At 40.8% G+C, this 19,280-nt stretch carries 19 protein-coding genes; 10 read left to right on the top strand and 9 right to left on the bottom strand.

Translation table 11 applies throughout. The annotated features are described in order from the left end of the window. Positions 1-221: 221 nt before the first annotated feature. Positions 222-305 carry a PEP-CTERM sorting domain-containing protein gene (locus GARC_RS27730; protein ID WP_226989162.1) on the bottom strand — a complete coding sequence of 28 codons (84 nt, stop codon included), beginning with the start codon at positions 303-305 and terminating at the stop codon, positions 222-224. Between the two features lie 117 nt (positions 306-422). Next, positions 423-851, bottom strand: a complete 429-nt coding sequence (locus GARC_RS13760; RefSeq protein WP_007621102.1) for a hypothetical protein — start codon at positions 849-851, stop codon at positions 423-425. Between the two features lie 346 nt (positions 852-1,197). Here GARC_RS13760 and GARC_RS13765 point away from each other — a divergent pair, with 346 nt between their 5' ends. After that, complete coding sequence (locus GARC_RS13765; protein WP_007621103.1) at positions 1,198-2,820, top strand: response regulator; 1,623 nt, start codon at positions 1,198-1,200, stop codon at positions 2,818-2,820. A 43-nt stretch (positions 2,821-2,863) separates the two neighbouring features. Here GARC_RS13765 and GARC_RS13770 read toward each other — a convergent pair whose 3' ends face one another. From GARC_RS13770 to GARC_RS13785, 4 genes are all read right to left on the bottom strand, one after another. After that, positions 2,864-3,616, bottom strand: coding sequence for an SDR family oxidoreductase (locus GARC_RS13770; protein WP_007621109.1), 753 nt, complete (start codon positions 3,614-3,616; stop codon positions 2,864-2,866). 60 nt (positions 3,617-3,676) lie between these two features. Then, positions 3,677-4,912: a kynureninase gene (gene kynU, locus GARC_RS13775; protein WP_007621111.1), complete on the bottom strand. Its 1,236-nt coding sequence runs from the start codon at positions 4,910-4,912 to the stop codon at positions 3,677-3,679. Next, positions 4,909-5,751 carry an alpha/beta hydrolase family protein gene (locus GARC_RS13780; protein ID WP_226989160.1) on the bottom strand — a complete coding sequence of 281 codons (843 nt, stop codon included), beginning with the start codon at positions 5,749-5,751 and terminating at the stop codon, positions 4,909-4,911. Before GARC_RS13780 ends, kynU begins: the two co-directional genes overlap by 4 nt. 85 nt (positions 5,752-5,836) lie before the next feature. Then, entirely contained in the window at positions 5,837-7,027 is a 1,191-nt protein-coding gene (locus GARC_RS13785; RefSeq protein ID WP_007621116.1) for a thiolase family protein, read from the bottom strand. Positions 7,028-7,237: 210 nt separating this feature from the next. Here GARC_RS13785 and GARC_RS13790 point away from each other — a divergent pair, with 210 nt between their 5' ends. The 8 genes from GARC_RS13790 (at position 7,238) to lgt (ending at position 15,333) form a co-directional block, all read left to right on the top strand. Next, complete coding sequence (locus tag GARC_RS13790; protein WP_007621118.1) at positions 7,238-7,648, top strand: MerR family transcriptional regulator; 411 nt, start codon at positions 7,238-7,240, stop codon at positions 7,646-7,648. Then, complete coding sequence (locus GARC_RS13795) at positions 7,645-8,814, top strand: isovaleryl-CoA dehydrogenase (protein WP_007621120.1); 1,170 nt, start codon at positions 7,645-7,647, stop codon at positions 8,812-8,814. Before GARC_RS13790 ends, GARC_RS13795 begins: the two co-directional genes overlap by 4 nt. A gap of 43 nt (positions 8,815-8,857) precedes the next feature. After that, complete coding sequence (locus GARC_RS13800) at positions 8,858-10,465, top strand: carboxyl transferase domain-containing protein (protein ID WP_007621122.1); 1,608 nt, start codon at positions 8,858-8,860, stop codon at positions 10,463-10,465. 21 nt (positions 10,466-10,486) lie between these two features. Beyond that, the gene (locus tag GARC_RS13805) at positions 10,487-11,281 is read left to right on the top strand and encodes an enoyl-CoA hydratase/isomerase family protein (protein WP_007621123.1); all 795 of its coding nucleotides are present in this window, start codon (positions 10,487-10,489) and stop codon (positions 11,279-11,281) included. A 3-nt stretch (positions 11,282-11,284) separates the two neighbouring features. Further along, on the top strand, positions 11,285-13,306 hold the full coding sequence (locus tag GARC_RS13810; RefSeq protein WP_007621126.1) for an acetyl/propionyl/methylcrotonyl-CoA carboxylase subunit alpha: 2,022 nt from the start codon (positions 11,285-11,287) through the stop codon (positions 13,304-13,306). Beyond that, entirely contained in the window at positions 13,296-14,189 is an 894-nt protein-coding gene (locus tag GARC_RS13815) for a hydroxymethylglutaryl-CoA lyase (protein WP_007621128.1), read from the top strand. Before GARC_RS13810 ends, GARC_RS13815 begins: the two co-directional genes overlap by 11 nt. Before the next feature lie 10 nt (positions 14,190-14,199). Next, the gene (locus tag GARC_RS13820; RefSeq protein WP_007621130.1) at positions 14,200-14,463 is read left to right on the top strand and encodes a hypothetical protein; all 264 of its coding nucleotides are present in this window, start codon (positions 14,200-14,202) and stop codon (positions 14,461-14,463) included. An 87-nt stretch (positions 14,464-14,550) separates the two neighbouring features. Beyond that, a complete protein-coding gene (lgt, locus tag GARC_RS13825; RefSeq protein WP_007621132.1) occupies positions 14,551-15,333 on the top strand; it encodes a prolipoprotein diacylglyceryl transferase in 783 nt (260 codons plus the stop codon). A gap of 117 nt (positions 15,334-15,450) precedes the next feature. On the opposite strand, the gene GARC_RS13830 is transcribed toward lgt, so the two are convergent. Then, entirely contained in the window at positions 15,451-15,864 is a 414-nt protein-coding gene (locus GARC_RS13830) for an SH3 domain-containing protein (RefSeq protein WP_007621133.1), read from the bottom strand. Positions 15,865-16,002: 138 nt separating this feature from the next. Beyond that, on the bottom strand, positions 16,003-16,941 hold the full coding sequence (locus tag GARC_RS13835; protein ID WP_007621134.1) for a helix-turn-helix domain-containing protein: 939 nt from the start codon (positions 16,939-16,941) through the stop codon (positions 16,003-16,005). A gap of 209 nt (positions 16,942-17,150) precedes the next feature. On the opposite strand from GARC_RS13835, the gene glgC reads away from it, so the two are divergent. Beyond that, positions 17,151-18,413 carry a glucose-1-phosphate adenylyltransferase gene (glgC, locus tag GARC_RS13840; protein WP_007621135.1) on the top strand — a complete coding sequence of 421 codons (1,263 nt, stop codon included), beginning with the start codon at positions 17,151-17,153 and terminating at the stop codon, positions 18,411-18,413. Between the two features lie 55 nt (positions 18,414-18,468). Here glgC and GARC_RS13845 read toward each other — a convergent pair whose 3' ends face one another. Beyond that, positions 18,469-19,278: an alpha/beta fold hydrolase gene (locus tag GARC_RS13845; RefSeq protein ID WP_007621136.1), complete on the bottom strand. Its 810-nt coding sequence runs from the start codon at positions 19,276-19,278 to the stop codon at positions 18,469-18,471. Positions 19,279-19,280: the final 2 nt, after the last annotated feature.

The raw sequence follows: 19,280 nt of genomic DNA on the forward strand, positions 1-19,280 counted from the left end.
GGTCATAAACACATCCCTGATGAACATCTCCCAAATCCGCCTTCCTTGGCGGATTGTTCAGGCTGGCGGAGCCGTGCTCCTAAAGAATCAGCTTGAACCCACCACATTAAAAAACCCGCATCGGTATACCGTGCGGGTTTTTTATTATCTTTGAAAACTTCAACCAACTGACTAGCACTCTCCACATCATCGGTTATTGATTGTATACAGGAAATTTTTATTTAAGATTGTTTCTTACAGCGACGAAACACCAAACCTATTAACCCTAAGGCAAAAACAGTCAGAGTAGAGGGTTCTGTTACCACTTGTGCCGCCTGCGACCTACTCCATACTGCGTAAGTTAAGAATTCGGCCCCTACCCTTCCAGTATCAGATCCAATACCAGTTGTAAGAAAAGTCGTTCGATCCGCAGTAGAACCGGCTTAATTCCACGCTGCGAAACCATAGAGCTCATTACTTACTGGTACACTTAGGTAAGGCGTGAGAACAAAGCAATCATTGAACCTGTTACTGCTGCAACCAAAGGTTAAACCTGGTGACGAATCAAATAAACCGTTAACTGAGTTTACAAATACATTACCTAATAATGCCTGTGATGCGACTTTACTCTCTTCACTGCTCTTCCAAAAAAAATCACTCTGTTCATCACATCCACTGAATAATGCAGCACAGATGCCATCAACAAAAGAGACATCGTAAAACTCACCATTGATGTTTATATTTGAGGCACCTAATAACTTGCCGCTGCTCGAATCTATGTTCAACATAAGTGAGGCATTAGCCAGGTTAAACAAACTGCAGGCCGATACCAGCAATGATAATATCATTGCTTTAAAACATACTTTTTTCATCCCATTTTTATCCTTGTAAATTTATTGGTTGTTTTTAATCCCTAAACCATAAAGTTAGGCCATTAAATAACGGTTAGCTCTTCACATTCAAAATGAAGATGCATATAGGTACCTAATTCATTTCCCTATATATGTATAAGCGTAAAAACATGTAAAAAACGTCAATTAATTTATAAATTGATTCTTTTTATTGTAAAACGGGCTCTGTTATTTCCAATTTCTTATAAAGATATTTCTGTTTGATTTTGCTTTGGTTAATTAATACCAAACAATATCTGCGTTTAGTTCTTATTATTTCAGCCCCAGATACGATAACCTTTAAGTAGGTTAGCAATATTGGTAGCAAATGAATTCACAACTGGCTAAAAATACCAAAGTACTAATAGTAGACGATCAAGCCTTAGCTAAGGGATATATGAAATATTCTTTAGAAGAGCTGGGGTTTAGCGATATTACTTATGTAGATAAAATTAATTCTGCACTGACCTCACTAAGAAGCCATAAATTTGATTTGATCATTTGCTCTTACAACTTAAAACGAGAGCAAGATGGGTATTATTTTTACGATGAAATTAAAACCAATGGAGAGCTACCATTAAGCACCGCTTTTGTGTTTATTAGTGCTGATACCAATTCCGATTTAGTCCAAAGCATTATTGAATTACAGCCCGATGATTTTTTAGCTAAACCTTTTACAGTCAAAGACTTAGATCGTAGATTAAGTCGTGTGTTAGCCCGTAAAAAAGCCTTGCATGGTGTATATCTATGCATTGATAAAAATCAATATGTCCAGGCTTTGTCTGAAGTAGAATTATTTTTAGGCAACCCTAAACATTCAGAATTTTTCCCTTTGGCGCTAAAAATTAAAGGCGAAATGCTCTCGGCCTGCGGCAACTTTCAACAAGCCAAAGACTTTTATCAGGCGATTTTAAAGGTACAAACGTTTACATGGGCACAACTGGGGTTAGTCAACAGTTACTTGCGTCTCAATGAAGATGAATCCGCAGAAAAATTAGTATTACGTTTAGCTTTTAAACCCGACTCGCAGCTTGCTGCATATGATCTGCTAACAGCTTTGCAGATAAAACAGAATGATTTTGATACCGCACTTGAATGCGTAATGATGGCCACTGAAATATCGCCTAGAAATATTCGACGACATAAAACAGCCATGGACTTATCTCGAATTACTCACGATTATGAAACTCAATTCGAAGCAGCAAAAAAAATTGTACGATTTGCCAAAAATTCTATTCATGATAAGCCAGAAAATTACCTAAACGTCGCCAGAGCGGGCATCGACTATGCCATGACAACTGAAGCATCTGATACCGATAGATTAATCAAACAAGCAAACGAATACATTAGGCAACTTAAGCAGGCGTTTCCAAAAGCAGATATCCAAGAGCAAATGAAAGTGGTCAATGCTCGATTACTGTATCTCGAAGATGAAAAAGATAACGCTTTATCCTTACTCTATAAGCTAGACGAAGACAGTTGGGAAAACGAAGGCATAGACGCATTATTAGATAAAGCTAAAATATTCCATGACCTAGGCTTACATGAACGCTCACAAGCGGTGTTAGAACAAATAGAAGAACGTTGTAAAAAAAATTCCGATCAAAGTGAAATATTTTTGCACTATATCAATCAAGAAAAACAAGAAAAAGCAGCAATTAAATTCAGTTCTAAAGACCTAAACAATACTGCAGTGGGTTATTTTCAAAAGGGTGATCTAGACAATGCCATGAAGGTGTTTACTCAAGCATTTACCATCATGCCCAAAAACGCCTCTATTGCCCTGAATCTGATACAAGCTATTTCATCCAAAGCGGAAAAATTAGGTGTCGCAACTGTATCTGATACTTTACTTAAAAAATGCATTAAAACTATTGAAAATAGTAAGTTAGACGAGGTGCAACAGCAAAGGTATCACAAAATCCGCACTATGTTGGATGCTTTGCAGTAATTAACCTGAGTTAACAACAAACAACTCCAACAGAGATTAATTATTACAAGCCACCAGCAATATCGATAAAACTACCAGTCGCAAATGAAGATTTTTCTGATGCTAACCAATAAATCGCCTCAGCCACTTCAGCCGGTTCCCCACCTCTTTGCATAGGAATTTTTGCTTTAAGCCTATCGATACGATTTGGCTCGCCACCCGATGCATGAATGTCAGTATGAATAAGGCCTGGACGAACAGCATTCACACGAATACCTTCTCCAGCCACTTCTATTGCTAAACCTTTTGTTAAACTATCTATTGCTCCTTTTGATGCAGCATAGTCAATATACTCGTTAGGAGAGCCACTTTTAGCGGCACCAGATGAAACATTAACTATAGATCCACCTTTGCCTCCATATTTGCTGGACATACGTTTAACCGCTTGTTGCGAGCACAAAAAGCAACTCATCACATTAGTGGTTAATACTTGACTAAATCTTTGTTCATCGATTTCATCTAATCGACACTGGGTTTTTAATATTCCAACATTATTGACCAGTACAGACAAGCAACCTAACTCTTCATCTACAGTTTTGAATAATCGTTTTACTTCACTAGCTTTGGAAACATCGGCTTTCACAGTGATACATTTAACTTGGTATTGCAGGATTTCATTTTTAAGTTGCTCTGCAGCGATCTCATCTTTTAAGAAATTGATACACACCCCATAACCCTTTTGCGCAAAAAGTCTAGTTGTTGCTGCGCCAATCCCTCTACTCGCGCCAGTAATGAGCACTATTTTGTCATTCAACATAAAATTCTCGCTCACTTTCTCAAAATGGTTGGAAAAAAAACTTTAAATATCTGCATAAATCTATGTCACTTTTAACGTGATATTGAAACGTTGTTCTTTATAAAATCCACTTTCTACAATATTGGTTAAGGTTGTCACTGCCCGCCAAACATCCTCAAAGGAGGTATAAAGTGGTGTAAAACCAAAACGTATTATATTAGGAGCTCGAAAATCAGCAACAACGCCTTTTTCAATTAAGGCTTGGCAAATAGCAAATGCATCATGGTGAGAGAAAGCCAACTGACTGCCTCTTTGTTCGGCTAATTTAGGCGAACACAGCAGCAAATCATGCAAACATTCATTCCCTTGAATAAGCTGCAGAAATACTTCTGCAAGCTCCACAGACTTAGTTCTAATCTGTAACATATCCACGTCTTGCCATACATCAAGTGCGGCATCCAAGACACTCATTGAAATCACACTAGGCGTTCCACATTGAAATTGATTAATATTAGATGCGGCTTGATATTCAGGGTTAAATGCAAAAGGTTTTGAATGCCCCATCCAACCTGACAATGGCTGTTTAATTGCGTATTGATGGCGTTTGGCTACATATACAAAAGCCGGAGATCCTGGCCCCCCATTTAAGTATTTATAACCACAACCCACAGCAAAATCCGCCTCACATTTATCTAGCTCCACAGACAAAGCACCAGCGCTATGGGCTAAATCCCAAATCACCAAAATACCTTTTTCATGGGCAAGTTTGGTAAGTTTTGCCATATCCAATAAATTGCCTGTACGAAAATTCACTTGAGTCAGCAATAATACCGCCACAGACTCATTTAGACTTTGCTCAATATCCTGCTCTTCGACCATTTGCAATTGGCATAAGTCTGGCCCTAACAAGTCACTCAGCCCTTGCACCATATACAAGTCGGTGGGGAAATTATCTTTTGTCGACAACACCACTGTTCGCTCTGAATTAAGTGTAAGGGCACTACACAAAAGTTTAAATAGATTCACAGAAATGGAGTCACAACAAATTACTTGGCCTTTAGCCGCGCCAATAATTGGCGCTATTTTTTCACCAACCCTGATCGGCAGGTCAATCCAATTATGGCTATTCCAACTCTTAATTAAGTCGTTTCCCCATTGTTGGCTAACCACCTCTGCTACTTTTGATTTTACTGACTTAGGCAACGCCCCTAATGAATTACCATCCAAATAAATAGTGTTAACGGGTAAGTCAAACTCAAGACGCTTTTGAGCTAAAGGATCTGCTTTATCTAAGGCAATTATCTCATCAAAATTCATTTTGCTAATCCGTTTAACTGTTGAGTCAGTAATGTAAATGCCGCTGAGCCAGGGTGGATCCAATCAAAATGCCCTACTCCATCTAACATAATAATTTTTCGCTCCAGTTTGTCTAACTCAAATGCTGGAACAATATTGTCTTTTTTTCCTTGTAAAACCAAAGTATTTACATGTAATGGCTGCTTACTCGGATTAGCCATATGGTATTCAGAGGGTTTCTCTGTAGGCATAGCTTGCATAAAGTTTTTGGTGACTTGCTGACAACTATTTGAACCATTAGCGTATTCTTCGATATCAGTAATCGCAGCTAGTCCAATCACACCTTTAAGTTGTTTTATCACGCCACCGGCAAGTAACGCCAAATGCCCACCAGCAGAATGCCCCACTAATACTGATCCAGCTAAATCAAATTCACCGTTGTTGTATCTGCTTGATGCGAGGATCCCAGCTTTTACATCATCATAAGAACCTGGCCAACCGCCTCCTACATCTCCACTGCGGCGATATTCTAATGACCACACATTAAAGCCAGCTTGAGCTAAACCAGTACTTAAAGCATAAGTATGTTGAATGTCATATGTACTTAACCAACAACCACCATGGATCAAAATAACCAGTGGTGACTGGACTGTATTTTCAAGCTGTTTAGCTCGCCATAACAACGCGTATTGCAGAGGGGCGGCACCATAGGCAATCTTTTCATCCGCAGGCATGAAAGACAATGCTGCTACTTTTGAGTAGGAAACATTGTTATCTACCTTAGGGAACGTGATGAGGGGTTGTGTTGCAATTGCAGTGAACGAGAGGATGCTCAGAGATAATGATAATAACCAATTCAAAATAGTCGACTTCCTTAAAAGAAAAAAAGCAGCGTTAAAACTAACACTGCTTCTATACCTGTACTAATACAAATTAGGGTTTAGATTAGATCATTTCAATCGCTATTGCGGTAGCTTCCCCTCCGCCAATACACAAAGTAGCAATACCCTTTTTAAGGTTTTTCTGTTTAAGGGCATGTAACAGAGTCACGATAACCCTTGCACCAGACGCACCAATAGGATGTCCGAGGGCGCAAGCTCCACCTTTAACATTAACCTTATCAGGGTTTAATCCTAGCTTTTTAATAGCCAACATAGTGACCATAGCAAAGGCTTCGTTAATTTCGAATAAATCAACGTCTTCGTGAGACCAACCGGTTTTATCAAACAGTTTTTGCAAAGCGCCAACGGGTGCCACAGTGAAATTTTCGGGTTCAATGGCATGAGAGCTGTGAGCAACAATTTTAGCTAAAGGCTTTAAACCTAATGCTTGGGCTTTTTTTGCTGACATCACCAACATAGCAGCCGCACCATCAGAAATAGAACTAGAGTTAGCAGCGGTTACTGTTCCGTCTTTTTTAAAAGCTGGACGTAATGTGGGTATTTTTTCTGGTTTAGCTTGTTTTGGACCATCATCACTATCAACTAACAAGTCACCTTTGCGGCTTTGGATTGTAACAGGGGCAATTTCATCAACGAACAAACCCGCATCTTGTGCACTGTTGGCCTTTTGTAAACTGGATAAGGCAAATTCATCCATTTGTTCACGGGTGATCCCTTCAGCATCGGCTGTTGCTTGTGCGAAACATCCCATGGCTTGACCATCGTAGGCATTTTCTAACCCATCAAGCATCATATGATCTAATACCTGACCATGTCCCATTCGATAACCAGAACGCGCTTTTGGCAATAAATAAGGAGCATTACTCATACTTTCCATGCCGCCTGCCACTATAACATCTGCAGTACCCGCTTTGATCAGATCGTGCGCCAACATAAGGGCTTTCATACCCGAACCACAAACTTTGTTGATGGATGTTACCCCAGTTGCTAATGGCAACCCTGCTTTTAAAGAAGCTTGTCTGGCTGGTGATTGCCCTAAACCGGCAGTCAACACGCAGCCCATTATCACTTCATCAATTTGTGACAATACCGCAGACGAGTCTGGCGTTTCTTGCAGCACCGCTTGGATGGCGCTGGCTCCCAACTCTGTGGCTGTCAAAGGAGCCAAACTACCTACAAATCCGCCCATAGGTGTACGCTTTGCCGCGACTATTACAATTGTATTATCAGACATAAAAACTCCTAAATTTTTGCTCAATCGACTAAACCTGTAAATCACTGGCGTACAGGAATTTGCACGCTTTGTGTTTTATCATAATCACTGACTTAACCAATTTCCGCTTTACAAGATTGATTTTAAAACCTTAACACTTTACATTTACTTTCAGTTTACGTAAACGTAAACCTTATTAACAAATAATAACTATATATATATGAGTAAATAATGAGTCAACAAACTTTTAGCATAGGCGAACTAGCCAAATCAATGGACATAACTCCGCGCTCTATTCGGTTTTACGAAGAGCAAGGTTTATTAAACCCGACTCGAAATGGCCAAAATCGTATCTATCTGAAAAAAGACCATGTTCGCTTAAAACTAATTTTACGTGGCAAACGTTTAGGATTTTCCTTAGCGGAAACTAAAACCTTATTTAATTTATATGACAGTCACCAAAATTCAAAAGTACAGCTTGAAGCTATGCTCAAAATGACAGCTGAAAAGCGCGCTTATATGCAACAACAACTAATAGACATTGAAATGTTAAAGGCTGAACTAGAAGACGTAGAAGCCCGCTGCCAAGAAGAACTCAATGCCTTAACGCTCACTACCTTAAAGCAAGGACAAACCGCATGAATGCCCCCTATCCAACCTTAAATTTTGGTCTCGGTGAAGACATCGACATGTTGCGTGACCATGTATATAACTTCGCTCAAGGTGAAATAGCGCCTTTGGCTGAAAAAGCCGATCAAAATAATAGTTTCCCGAATGAATTATGGCCAAAGTTAGGTGATATGGGGCTATTAGGCGTGACAGTAGCCGAACAATACGGCGGTTCTGATATGGGTTACTTGGCCCATGTCATTGCTATGGAAGAAGTCAGCCGTGCGTCGGCTGGCATCGGGTTAAGTTACGGCGCTCATTCAAATTTATGCGTCAATCAAATTCACAAAAATGGTAGTGATGCTCAGAAACAAAAATACTTACCCAAGTTAGTCAGCGGTGAACATATCGGTGCCTTAGCCATGAGTGAGCCAAATGCAGGCTCAGATGTAGTCAGCATGAAACTACGAGCCGACAAACGCGGCGATCTGTATGTGTTAAATGGCAACAAAATGTGGATCACCAATGGTCCTGACGCTCATACCTACGTGGTATATGCCAAAACCGATATATCAGCGGGTGCCAAAGGTATGACAGCTTTTATTATTGAGCGAGGTTCTAAAGGATTTACTCAGGCACAAAAACTCGACAAATTAGGGATGCGATCGTCTAACACTTGTGAACTGGTATTCCAAGATTGTGAAGTACCTGCAGAAAATATCCTAGGTCAAGAAGGCGGCGGGGTAAAAGTGTTAATGAGTGGCTTGGATTACGAACGAGTGGTGTTATCGGGCGGGCCGTTAGGCATTATGCAAGCTTGTATGGACTTAGTGGTGCCTTACATCCACGACCGCAAACAGTTTGGTCAATCTATCGGTGAGTTTCAATTAGTACAAGGAAAAGTAGCTGATATGTATACCCAGATGAATGCTGCCAGAGCTTATGTTTATGCCGTAGCACGCTCCTGTGACAGAGGTGAAACCGCCCGTAAAGATGCAGCAGGGGCGATCCTTTATTCTGCAGAGTTGGCAACCAAAATGGCATTAGACGCGATCCAACTTTTAGGTGGTAATGGCTACATCAACGAATTCCCAGCGGGCCGTTTGTTACGGGATGCCAAGTTGTACGAAATTGGCGCAGGCACTTCTGAAATTCGTAGAATGTTGATTGGTCGAGAGTTGTTTAAAGAGTCAGTGTAAAAACGCCTAATAACCTCATAAAGCAAATAACTGGAGCAATACTGTGCCAAAAATCATCAGTAAGCTAAATACCAAAAGCCAAGAATTTATGGCTAACGCTTTGCATATGCAGGCGCAAGTAGACGATTTAAAAGATAAAATTGCCACAATCAAACTTGGTGGTGGTGAAAAAGCCAACCAAAGACATCTTGATCGAGGCAAATTACTTCCCAGAGAGCGGATCAATACCCTACTTGACCCAGGTTCACCTTTCCTAGAGTTATCGCAACTGGCCGCATATGAAGTGTATGATGACAACGTACCTGCTGCGGGTGTAATTGTGGGTATAGGCCGAGTGTCGGGCATTGAATGTATGATTGTGGCCAATGATGCCACTGTTAAAGGGGGCACTTATTATCCATTAACAGTAAAAAAACACCTTAGGGCACAAACCATAGCGGAGCAAAATAATTTACCTTGTATCTATTTGGTTGATTCAGGGGGAGCCAACTTACCTCTTCAAGATGAAGTGTTTCCAGATAGAGAACATTTTGGCCGCATATTCTTTAACCAAGCCAACTTGTCAGCGCAAAATATTCCGCAAATTGCTGTCGTCATGGGTTCTTGTACAGCAGGCGGCGCTTATGTGCCCGCTATGGCCGACGAGTCTATTATCGTCAAACAACAAGGAACAATATTTCTCGGTGGACCACCATTAGTTAAAGCGGCCACAGGCGAAGTGGTCACCGCTGAAGACTTAGGCGGTGGCGATGTGCACTGCCGTACCTCAGGCGTGGTCGATCATTTAGCCAACAATGACCATCACGCACTCAAAATTGCCAGAGACGCCATTGCCCGATTAAATCGTAAAAAATCCATAGAACTTGATGTACTAGAACCTGTTGAGCCTGCCTATTCAAATGACGAAATTTATGGCGTTATCCCAAAAGATACACGCCAACCCTATGACGTAAGAGAAGTCATAGCTAGGGTAGTAGATAACTCGGAATTTGATGAATTTAAAGCCTTGTATGGTCAAACACTGATCTGCGGTTTTGCGCGAATTTTTGGTTATCCGGTGGGCATAGTCGCCAATAACGGTATTTTGTTTTCAGAATCAGCGCAAAAAGGCGCACATTTTATTGAGCTTTGTGCCCAGCGCAAAATCCCCTTAGTGTTTTTACAAAACATTACTGGTTTTATGGTGGGTAAACAATACGAAGCCGGCGGCATCGCAAAACATGGCGCTAAAATGGTAACAGCAGTAGCCTGTGCCAAAGTACCTAAATTTACCATTTTGATCGGTGGTAGTTTTGGTGCCGGTAACTATGGCATGTGTGGCCGCGCTTATGATCCACGCTTTATGTTTATGTGGCCCAACGCACGAATATCTGTGATGGGCGGCGAACAAGCTGCTGGCGTATTAGCGCAGGTCAAACGAGAACAAAAAGAGCGGGTGAATGAACAATGGAGTGCAGAGCAAGAAACACAATTCAAACAACCCATTATTGATACCTACGAAACCCAAGGCCATCCTTATTATGCTTCAGCGCGATTGTGGGACGACGGTGTAATTGACCCTGCTGACACCCGCCAGGTGTTAGGTTTGTGCATTTCAGCTAGTTTAAATAAACCTATAGAGGACACCCGGTTTGGCGTCTTTAGAATGTAAGGATGAGGGGATAAAAGAATTATGAATCAAACCGATAAAGTGCTATTTGATATAGATAATAGAGGGGTGGCGACAGTCACCTTAAATCAGCCAGAGATCCACAATGCCTTTGACGATAAGTTAATTGTGCAACTGACCGACATATTTAGTCGTATTAATCAAAATGATGATATTAGGGTGATGGTACTGGCGGCGGCAGGCAAAAGTTTTAGTGCGGGTGCCGATTTAAACTGGATGCAGCGCATGGCAACTTATAGCTATGAGCAGAATCTCGCCGATGCTAATGCTTTAGCAAAGATGTTTTTTATTCTTAATACTATGAATAAACCTACTATTGCTAAAGTACAAGGTGCAGCCTTTGGTGGTGCCGTGGGGCTTGTCGCCTGTTGTGATATGGCCATTGGTAGTAAGTTAAGTAAGTTTTGTTTGAGTGAAGTAAAACTTGGATTAGTGCCTGCCACCATCAGCCCTTATGTGATTGATGCTATAGGAGCTAGGATCGCAAGGCGCTATTTTACTACTGCCGAAGTATTTTCTGCCACTCGTGCTAGACGTTTAGGCTTACTCAGCGAAGCTGTTGTAGAGGAAGAACTGGACATCACCATTGAAAACCTTATTGAGCATATACTTAAAAACTCACCAGCTGCAATCAGCGCAGCCAAACAGCTTATTTTTGATGTACACAATAGGCCCATTAGTGACGACCTTATAGCTAAGACTAGCGAGAAAATTGCCGAGCTTAGAGTCTCTGACCAAGGTCAAGAAGGCCTAAAAGCGTTTTTACAAAAACGCCGCGCTAATTGGGTAACGGAGTAAACTATGTTCACTAAATTATTGATTGCTAATCGCGGCGAAATTAGTTGCCGTATCATTAAAACAGCCAAACGTATGGGCATATTAACGGTTGCCTTATATTCAGATGCCGATCAACACGCCTTACATGTAAAAATGGCCGATGAAGCGGTTCATGTTGGTCCATCGCCTTCTAAAGACAGTTATCTACAAGCCGAAAAAATTATTAAAATCGCCCTAAAAGTGGGCGCTGATGCAATCCATCCTGGTTATGGTTTTTTATCTGAAAACGCCACATTTGCCAATTTGTGTAAACAAAACGATATAGTATTTGTTGGTCCCCCGGTTGCTGCCATTCAGGCTATGGGTTCAAAATCTGCGGCCAAACAAATCATGGAGAAGGCTAACGTTCCCTTAGTACCTGGTTACCATGGTGACGACCAAAGTACAGATGGCTTAAAATCTCACGCTGACAAAATGGGCTACCCAGTATTACTCAAAGCAGCTGCCGGTGGCGGTGGTAAAGGTATGCGCCAGGTATGGCAAGCATCGGAATTTTACGATGCATTAGCGGCTGCAAAGCGTGAAGCTATGTCGAGTTTTAATGATGATTTGATGTTAGTTGAAAAATACCTCACTGAACCTCGTCACGTGGAAATCCAAGTTTTCTGTGACAATTTTGGTGATGGCGTTTATTTATTTGAACGTGATTGTTCAGTGCAACGCCGGCATCAAAAAATTATTGAAGAAGCCCCTGCTTTTGGCATGACTCAAGCGCTGCGAGCACAAATGGGCGAAGCCGCTTTAAAAGCCGCAAAAGCAATTAATTACACAGGAGCAGGCACTGTAGAATTTTTGTTAGACAGTGATGGGCAATTCTATTTTATGGAAATGAATACCCGTTTGCAGGTTGAACACCCCGTCACCGAAATGATCACTGGACAAGATTTAGTGGAGTGGCAATTGCGCGTTGCCTACAACGAACCATTGCCATTGGCACAAGATGCTTTAAGTATTCATGGCCATGCTTTTGAAGCCAGAATTTATGCAGAAGATCCCAACAATGAATTTTTACCCGCTACCGGTAAATTAGCCCTACTTCAGCCACCGATTGAATCCGAACACGTCCGAGTAGACACAGGTGTGGTGCAAGGTGATGAGGTATCGGTTTTTTATGATCCAATGATCGCAAAATTAATTGTATGGGATGAAAACCGTGATAAAGCCCTAGCAAGATTAACTAAAGCTTTAACCGAATATCATATTGACGGTGTTGTCACTAACATTGAGTTTTTGTATAAATTAGCCAGCAGTGCTCCCTTTAAGGCGCAGCAAATTGACACTGGTTTTATTGAGAAAAATCATGATGTGTTACTGCTAGATGACGAACAAGATGTTAAACCTTTATTACCTGTAGCCGCTTTGTATTTAATGCTTAACAGTCAACACAATCATACTTCGAGCTTACAAGATCGATTTTCACCTTGGTCACTGGGTAATGCATGGCGAGCCAATGAGCAACATCAACAAAACTTGGAATTACTGGTGGGCGATAACACTTTTTCGGTGCAAGTCAGCCAAACAGGTGCTGGAAGTCAGATTGTTTATGATATCAAAGTCGATCAGCAAAATTATCGTTGCTCAGGTAAAATTGAAGATAATCAATTAATATCCACCATCAACGGCCACAGAACGCTTGCCAATGTAACTGCTCATCAAGATGACTACTCAGTATTCTGTAATGGTAATGTCATCCGTTTTAAATCAGTACAAGCTGATTTAGGTGAAACCCAAGACAATGCTGCAGACGCTGGTTTTATCGCGCCGATGAACGGTACGGTAGTGGCGATTTTGGTCGAGCCACAACAACAAGTTGAAAAAGGCCAAACCCTGATGGTGATGGAAGCCATGAAAATGGAACACAGCTTAAAAGCCCCAGCCGCTGGCTGCGTCAGCGAATTTTACTTCCAAGCCGGTGATTTGGTAGATGGTGGTGTGGAATTACTGGCTTTTCAAGCTACACAAGAGTCCATTAAAGATGCTACCTAAATCAGTCAAAATAGTTGAAGTGGGTCCAAGAGACGGCCTGCAAAATGAACAAGGGCTAGTGCCCTTGGCTGCTAAAGTTACTTTGGTTGAACAATTAGCTGAAGCAGGTTGTAGTGTGATAGAAACCGGTAGTTTTGTGTCGCCTAAGTGGGTCCCACAAATGGCTGACAGTGCTGCAGTGTTTCAACAAATCAAACGACAAAGCAATGTTCGATATACGGCACTCACTCCTAATTTACGTGGTTTGGAGGCGGCTATTGAGGCACAAGTTGACGAAGTGGCAGTATTTGCTGCCGCATCAGAAGCTTTTTCACAAAAAAACATCAACTGTTCTATTGCTGAAAGTCTTGAGCGTTTTATGCCTGTGATGGAGCTTGCACAAAAACATCATCTTCCGGTCCGAGGTTATGTCTCTTGTGTGCTGGGTTGTCCTTATGAGGGCCACGTGACGCCACAAAAAGTAGCAGAGGTTAGTCACCAGTTGCTAGAAATGGGCTGCTATGAAATCTCTTTAGGCGATACTATTGGTGTCGGCACACCAGTCAAAACCCAACAAATGTTAGAGGCTGTTTTAAGCTGTATACCAGCAAATAAATTAGCCGTGCATTTTCATGATACCTATGGTCAAGCTTTGGTCAATATTCTGATTGCCTTGCAACAAGGTATATCGGTGGTAGATAGCGCAGTATCGGGTTTGGGCGGTTGCCCTTATGCAAAAGGTGCCTCTGGCAATGTCGCCACTGAAGACTTAGTCTATATGCTCGATGGCATGAATATCGAAACAGGTATCAATCTTAAAAAGCTAACTCAGGCTGGATTAAATATGATGCAAGCCTTAGGTAGACAAACCAACTCCAAAGTCGCACGTGCCCTAACAACATAAGGAAAACCTTTTGACTGAACAAAACTCATCTCGCCCGTTATCATCTACAAAATCACCTGCAAAATTACCTGCGAATGTCAGAGTAATGATTGCATTAACAGCATCACCCACACTATTGGTGGTAGGTATGTTGTTTTACACGCTATTTGTTGATGGTTGGCAAAAAGTCAGTGTCAGTATGATTATTTTTTCACTACTGTGCACTTTAGCTTATTACGTTGTAATAACAGGTCACCCCCCTCGCTTTCGAACTAAAAAGGCAATCAAACAATAAACTAGCAGGTGTCTGAAAAAATACATTCGGGTACAATGCTGGAATTCCCTTAAGTTATATACAAAGAGTCATAAGGTAGTAGATTGCATGGAGTTTTTTACTTGGGATGTAAACCCAGTATTAATTGAGTTATTTGGATTAAAAATACATTGGTACGGCGCCTTATTTGCCACCGCGATTTTTTCTGGCTTGCAAGTAATGAAGTGGATATTCCAGCAAGAAAAAGTCAAACTAGAATTACTTGATTCACTGCTGATGTATTGTGTTTTCGGGATCATTGTTGGAGCCAGACTAGGCCATTGTTTATTCTACGATCCAGAGTTTTATCTAAGTAACCCGCTTAAAATATTAGCTATATGGGAAGGAGGACTTGCCAGTCATGGCGGAGGCTTAGGTGTGATCCTTGCGGTGTATTTTTTCCAAAGAAAATATAAAGTAGAATATTTGTGGTTGTTAGACAGACTCGCTATCGCTACTGCCTTATTTGGCTTTTTTGTACGATTTGCTAATTTTATGAATTCCGAAATCATTGGGATCCAGACTGATGTACCTTGGGCTGTGGTATTTGCGCGCATTGACCTACTGCCAAGGCATCCAGCCCAACTATACGAATCATTGTCCTATTTGAGCATATTTATAGCGTTAATCTTATTATACCGCTTTTCAAATATTAGCAAGCAATCAGGCGCACTATTGGGCGCGTTTTTATGTTTAGTATTTACTGCAAGATTCAGTATTGAATTCATCAAAGTCAAACAAGCCGCATACACGGGCGAAGTTTGGATAAATACCGGGCAAGCTTTGAGCATTCCGTTTTTTGTGGTTGGCGTATTTCTATTATTACGAGCATGGAAAAAAAGCCGCGTTTAGGAAAAGATACCCATTCATTATTTTTAGATGAATGGGTGGTTTTCTAATACTTTGAAGTAAATTAATTGCAGGACTTGAAAGATAAATATCAACTGTAATCTTAGGATTTTTTAGACTCTAAACAATTTGCGCGGCAGTAATTTTTTGCAGCAACCACCAAGCAGCTTGCTCTTTATCCGAAAAAAAACGGAATGTGTCACCCGCTTTTGTATGTAATTCGCTTAAGTGACGTTTTGCAAACTCTGGCGAATTAGATCCGTCAACTAATATAGCGCTGGCAACATGACCCATTCTACGTTCATGTTTGATTGTTTTAATAATATAATTAGCCGCGTCAGGCACATAAATTGGCTCACCACTAAATGTAATTAACGATGCCCAAGGACTGCCATATAGTGATTCAACTAAAGGCTTAAAACGACTATAGGCCTCATTTACTGCTTCCAAATTCCAAGGTCCACAACCATCGATCATTAGAATTCTATCTTGAATATCTAAATTGAGACTACCATGCACTGTAAAACGTCCCATTTCACCACCCTTAACAACTGCTTAAGTATTTTTATGACCAAAAGCATCTCTAATAGTCACACAGTTAACTAGTAAATCGTTGATATTTCAAGTTATTTGGTGAATTATTTTACTCGTAACTAATTTCTATATTTAACATCAGTTCACCTTAAACTGAGATTGATATTGACTGGGTGCCACGCCCACATATTTATTGAAATTAAATCTCAGGGTAATGCCATTATCGTAACCCACCTTATTGGCCAACTGTTCGATTGACAAATCCTCGACTTCTAATAATTGTTTGGCGAGATTTATCCTTTGTTGATTTATCCACGCTTTAGGGCTAACACCTAAGGCGCTTTTAAAGTGCCTGTCAAAACTGCGCCTTGACATATTTGCTTGCTGCGCTAACTCATCTACTGATAGAGGCTGATTTAGATGTTTGATGGCCCAATCAAGAGTTTGACTGAATGCACCGGTATTTTTAGCTACAGGGGTTTCTATATATTGTGCTTGCCCACCATGCCTGTGCGGTGAAATCACTAAGCGTCTGGCCACTTGGTTGGCAATTTCATGACCAAAATCTTGTCTGACTATATCAATACCCAAATCTAAAGCTGCAGCACTACCTGCAGAACAACTTATATTTTGGTCGTGGGTATAAAGCACATCATCAACGAAGTTAACTAAGGGGAAACGCTGTTTGAATATTTCACTATAACGCCAATGTGTTGTGGCTTGTTTATTTTGTAATAAACCTAACTGGGCTAACAAAAAGGCTCCTGAACAAAAACTGATAATACGCCCTCCTTGTTCACAGAACCCATTGACCTTTTCAGCCAAATCTAAACGAACATGATTACTGCGGGTATTCCAACTGGGGATCACTAATGTTTGGTAACTATCTAATGTCTGAATTGTTTTAGCAGAAATTGCAATTCCACCTGTTGCTTGTAATAGGCTCTTTTCAAAACATACCACCTCCGTTTGATACCAGTTTTCATATTCTGGACGAGATATTGCAAAAATTTCGATGGCACAGGCGAGTTCAAAAGTGGCGACCTGATCAAATGCTAAAATAGCGACTTTAGACATATTAACTCCTCATAAGTCTGGCTTATTATTAATGCAAATAGAAATAAAGCCAATTTATATTTACTCATGCTAACTTTTCGTTAACATCGGAGTTTTGGATTGAGATAAGATGTGGGTTGTGTAAACTCAAGGTAGGAGAAAGCAGTTAGATAGTAATGAGCTTAACTACAAAAGATTAAGCAATTTTATTTTTGATGGAGTAAGAATTTATGGCAAAACAACCATCTCGTTATATTAGTAATTTAACACGCGATACTTACGCACTTATTCTGGCGGGGGGTAGAGGATCTAGGCTTTATGAACTGACCAACTGGCGTGCAAAACCTGCCCTGTATTTTGGAGGAAAGTTCCGAATAATTGATTTCCCACTTTCTAATTGTATCAATTCTGGGATCCGCAACGTTGGCGTTGTTACACAATACAAATCTCACTCATTAATCCGTCACCTTGTTAGAGGTTGGGGACATTTTAAGAAAGAACTAGGCGAGTCAGTAGAAATTCTTCCCGCATCACAGCGCTTTTCAGATAGCTGGTATGAGGGCACTGCAGATGCAGTTTTTCAAAACATTGATATTATTCGTGACGAATTACCTAAATATGTCTTGGTGTTATCTGGTGATCATATCTACCGAATGGACTACGGAAATTTAATTGCCCAACATGTCGAATCAGGTGCCAAAATGACTGTGAGTTGTATGCCAGTACCTATTGAAGAGGCGGCTGGGCAATTTGGTGTTATGTCGGTTGACGAAAAATTAAAAGTGGTTGGCTTTGAAGAAAAACCTGAACACCCTACTCCCTTACCTAACGATCCCAGCAAATGTTTGGCCTCAATGGGTAATTATGTTTTTGATACAGAGTTTTTGTTTGAACAATTAAAGGCAGATGCAGAAACCTCTGGATCTGACCGAGACTTTGGTAAGGATATTATTCCTTCCATTATCGAAGAAGGTTCCGTTTATGCATTCCAATTCGAAAGTGATGGAGAAAACGAAGCATATTGGCGCGATGTAGGTACCCTAGACTCATTTTGGCAAGCCAATATGGAATTGGTAGCACCTGTTCCTGCACTCAATCTATACGATAAAAAGTGGCCGATTTGGACCTATCAGGAACAACTACCTCCCGCTAAGTTTGTGTGGGAAGAAGATAACCGCAGAGGTACCGCCATTAACTCAGTGGTGTCCGGTGGATGTATTATTTCAGGGGCAACTTTACGTCGCAGCATCTGTTTCTCTAACGTCAGGGTGCATTCGTACAGCGAAATAGAAGATTCTGTATTACTGCCTGATGTTGAAGTGCAACGCAATTGCAGAATACGTAAAGCGATTATTGACCGAGGTTGTATTGTTCCTGAAGGTACAACTATAGGTCATAGTCGCGAAGAAGATTTAGCCAGAGGTTTTAGAGTCACAGAAAAAGGCGTGGTATTAGTAACCCGAGAAATGTTAGGGCTAAAAGTAGGTTACTAATCGGACTTATAGCCATGCACTTTTCTATTATTAAGCCGCCTTTTGAGCGGCTTTTTTATATTTCACTTTCCCACAAACGAACTCTATCGGTAATGATTTTTGCTACTTGTTGGGGTTTTTCCAAAGGGAACATATGCCCACCGCCTTCAAATACAAGGTGCTCTATCTTGCTCTTTTTAATAAAAGTAGCCAGCATGGACGGAATACACACATCAGAATGACTACCTGTAACCAATAAACCTGGCACAGAAAGTCGCTTATAATACTGATTGATATTATGTGGCACATTACGGTAAATGTTTGCTTCAATCTGCGCATCAAAGTTAAGTTGTAACTTACCCTCTCGTTCGTCAATAGCAGCGTCCACGTAATCTTGGATACATGCCAATTGGAAATTTTTAAATAATGCTTTGCCCTTAAAATAGGCCACTAAATCGGTACCTAAAGGCCAACTTTGACAACGTACTTTGGCTTTACCTGCAGGAGAAAATTTATCAATCAAAGGTGAATATTTGAGTAACTTAAAAGCGATTCTTGCCAGTCCAGACGCAATTGGGGGATCAAGCATTATCACCCCTTTGATTAAATCAGGCCTTTCACAGGCAGTCATAAAAGATACCACTGCCCCCATTGAGTGCCCTACTACATAAACAGGTTTTGCCACCGTATGGGTTAAATAATCAATTAACTCCAAGACCTGATTAGCTAGGTTAGCATTGACTGGAAAACGTTCTGAATGCGCAAACTTAGGTAATGCATGTACCTCAAAGTCATCGGGAAATTGATTGAATATTTGCTGGTAGCTGCCACCAGGAAACCCATTCGCATGTGCAAAGTGTAAACTAATGGTTGTTGCAGTAGTCATCT

The organism is Paraglaciecola arctica BSs20135, from assembly GCF_000314995.1.
Classification (GTDB): domain Bacteria; phylum Pseudomonadota; class Gammaproteobacteria; order Enterobacterales; family Alteromonadaceae; genus Paraglaciecola; species Paraglaciecola arctica.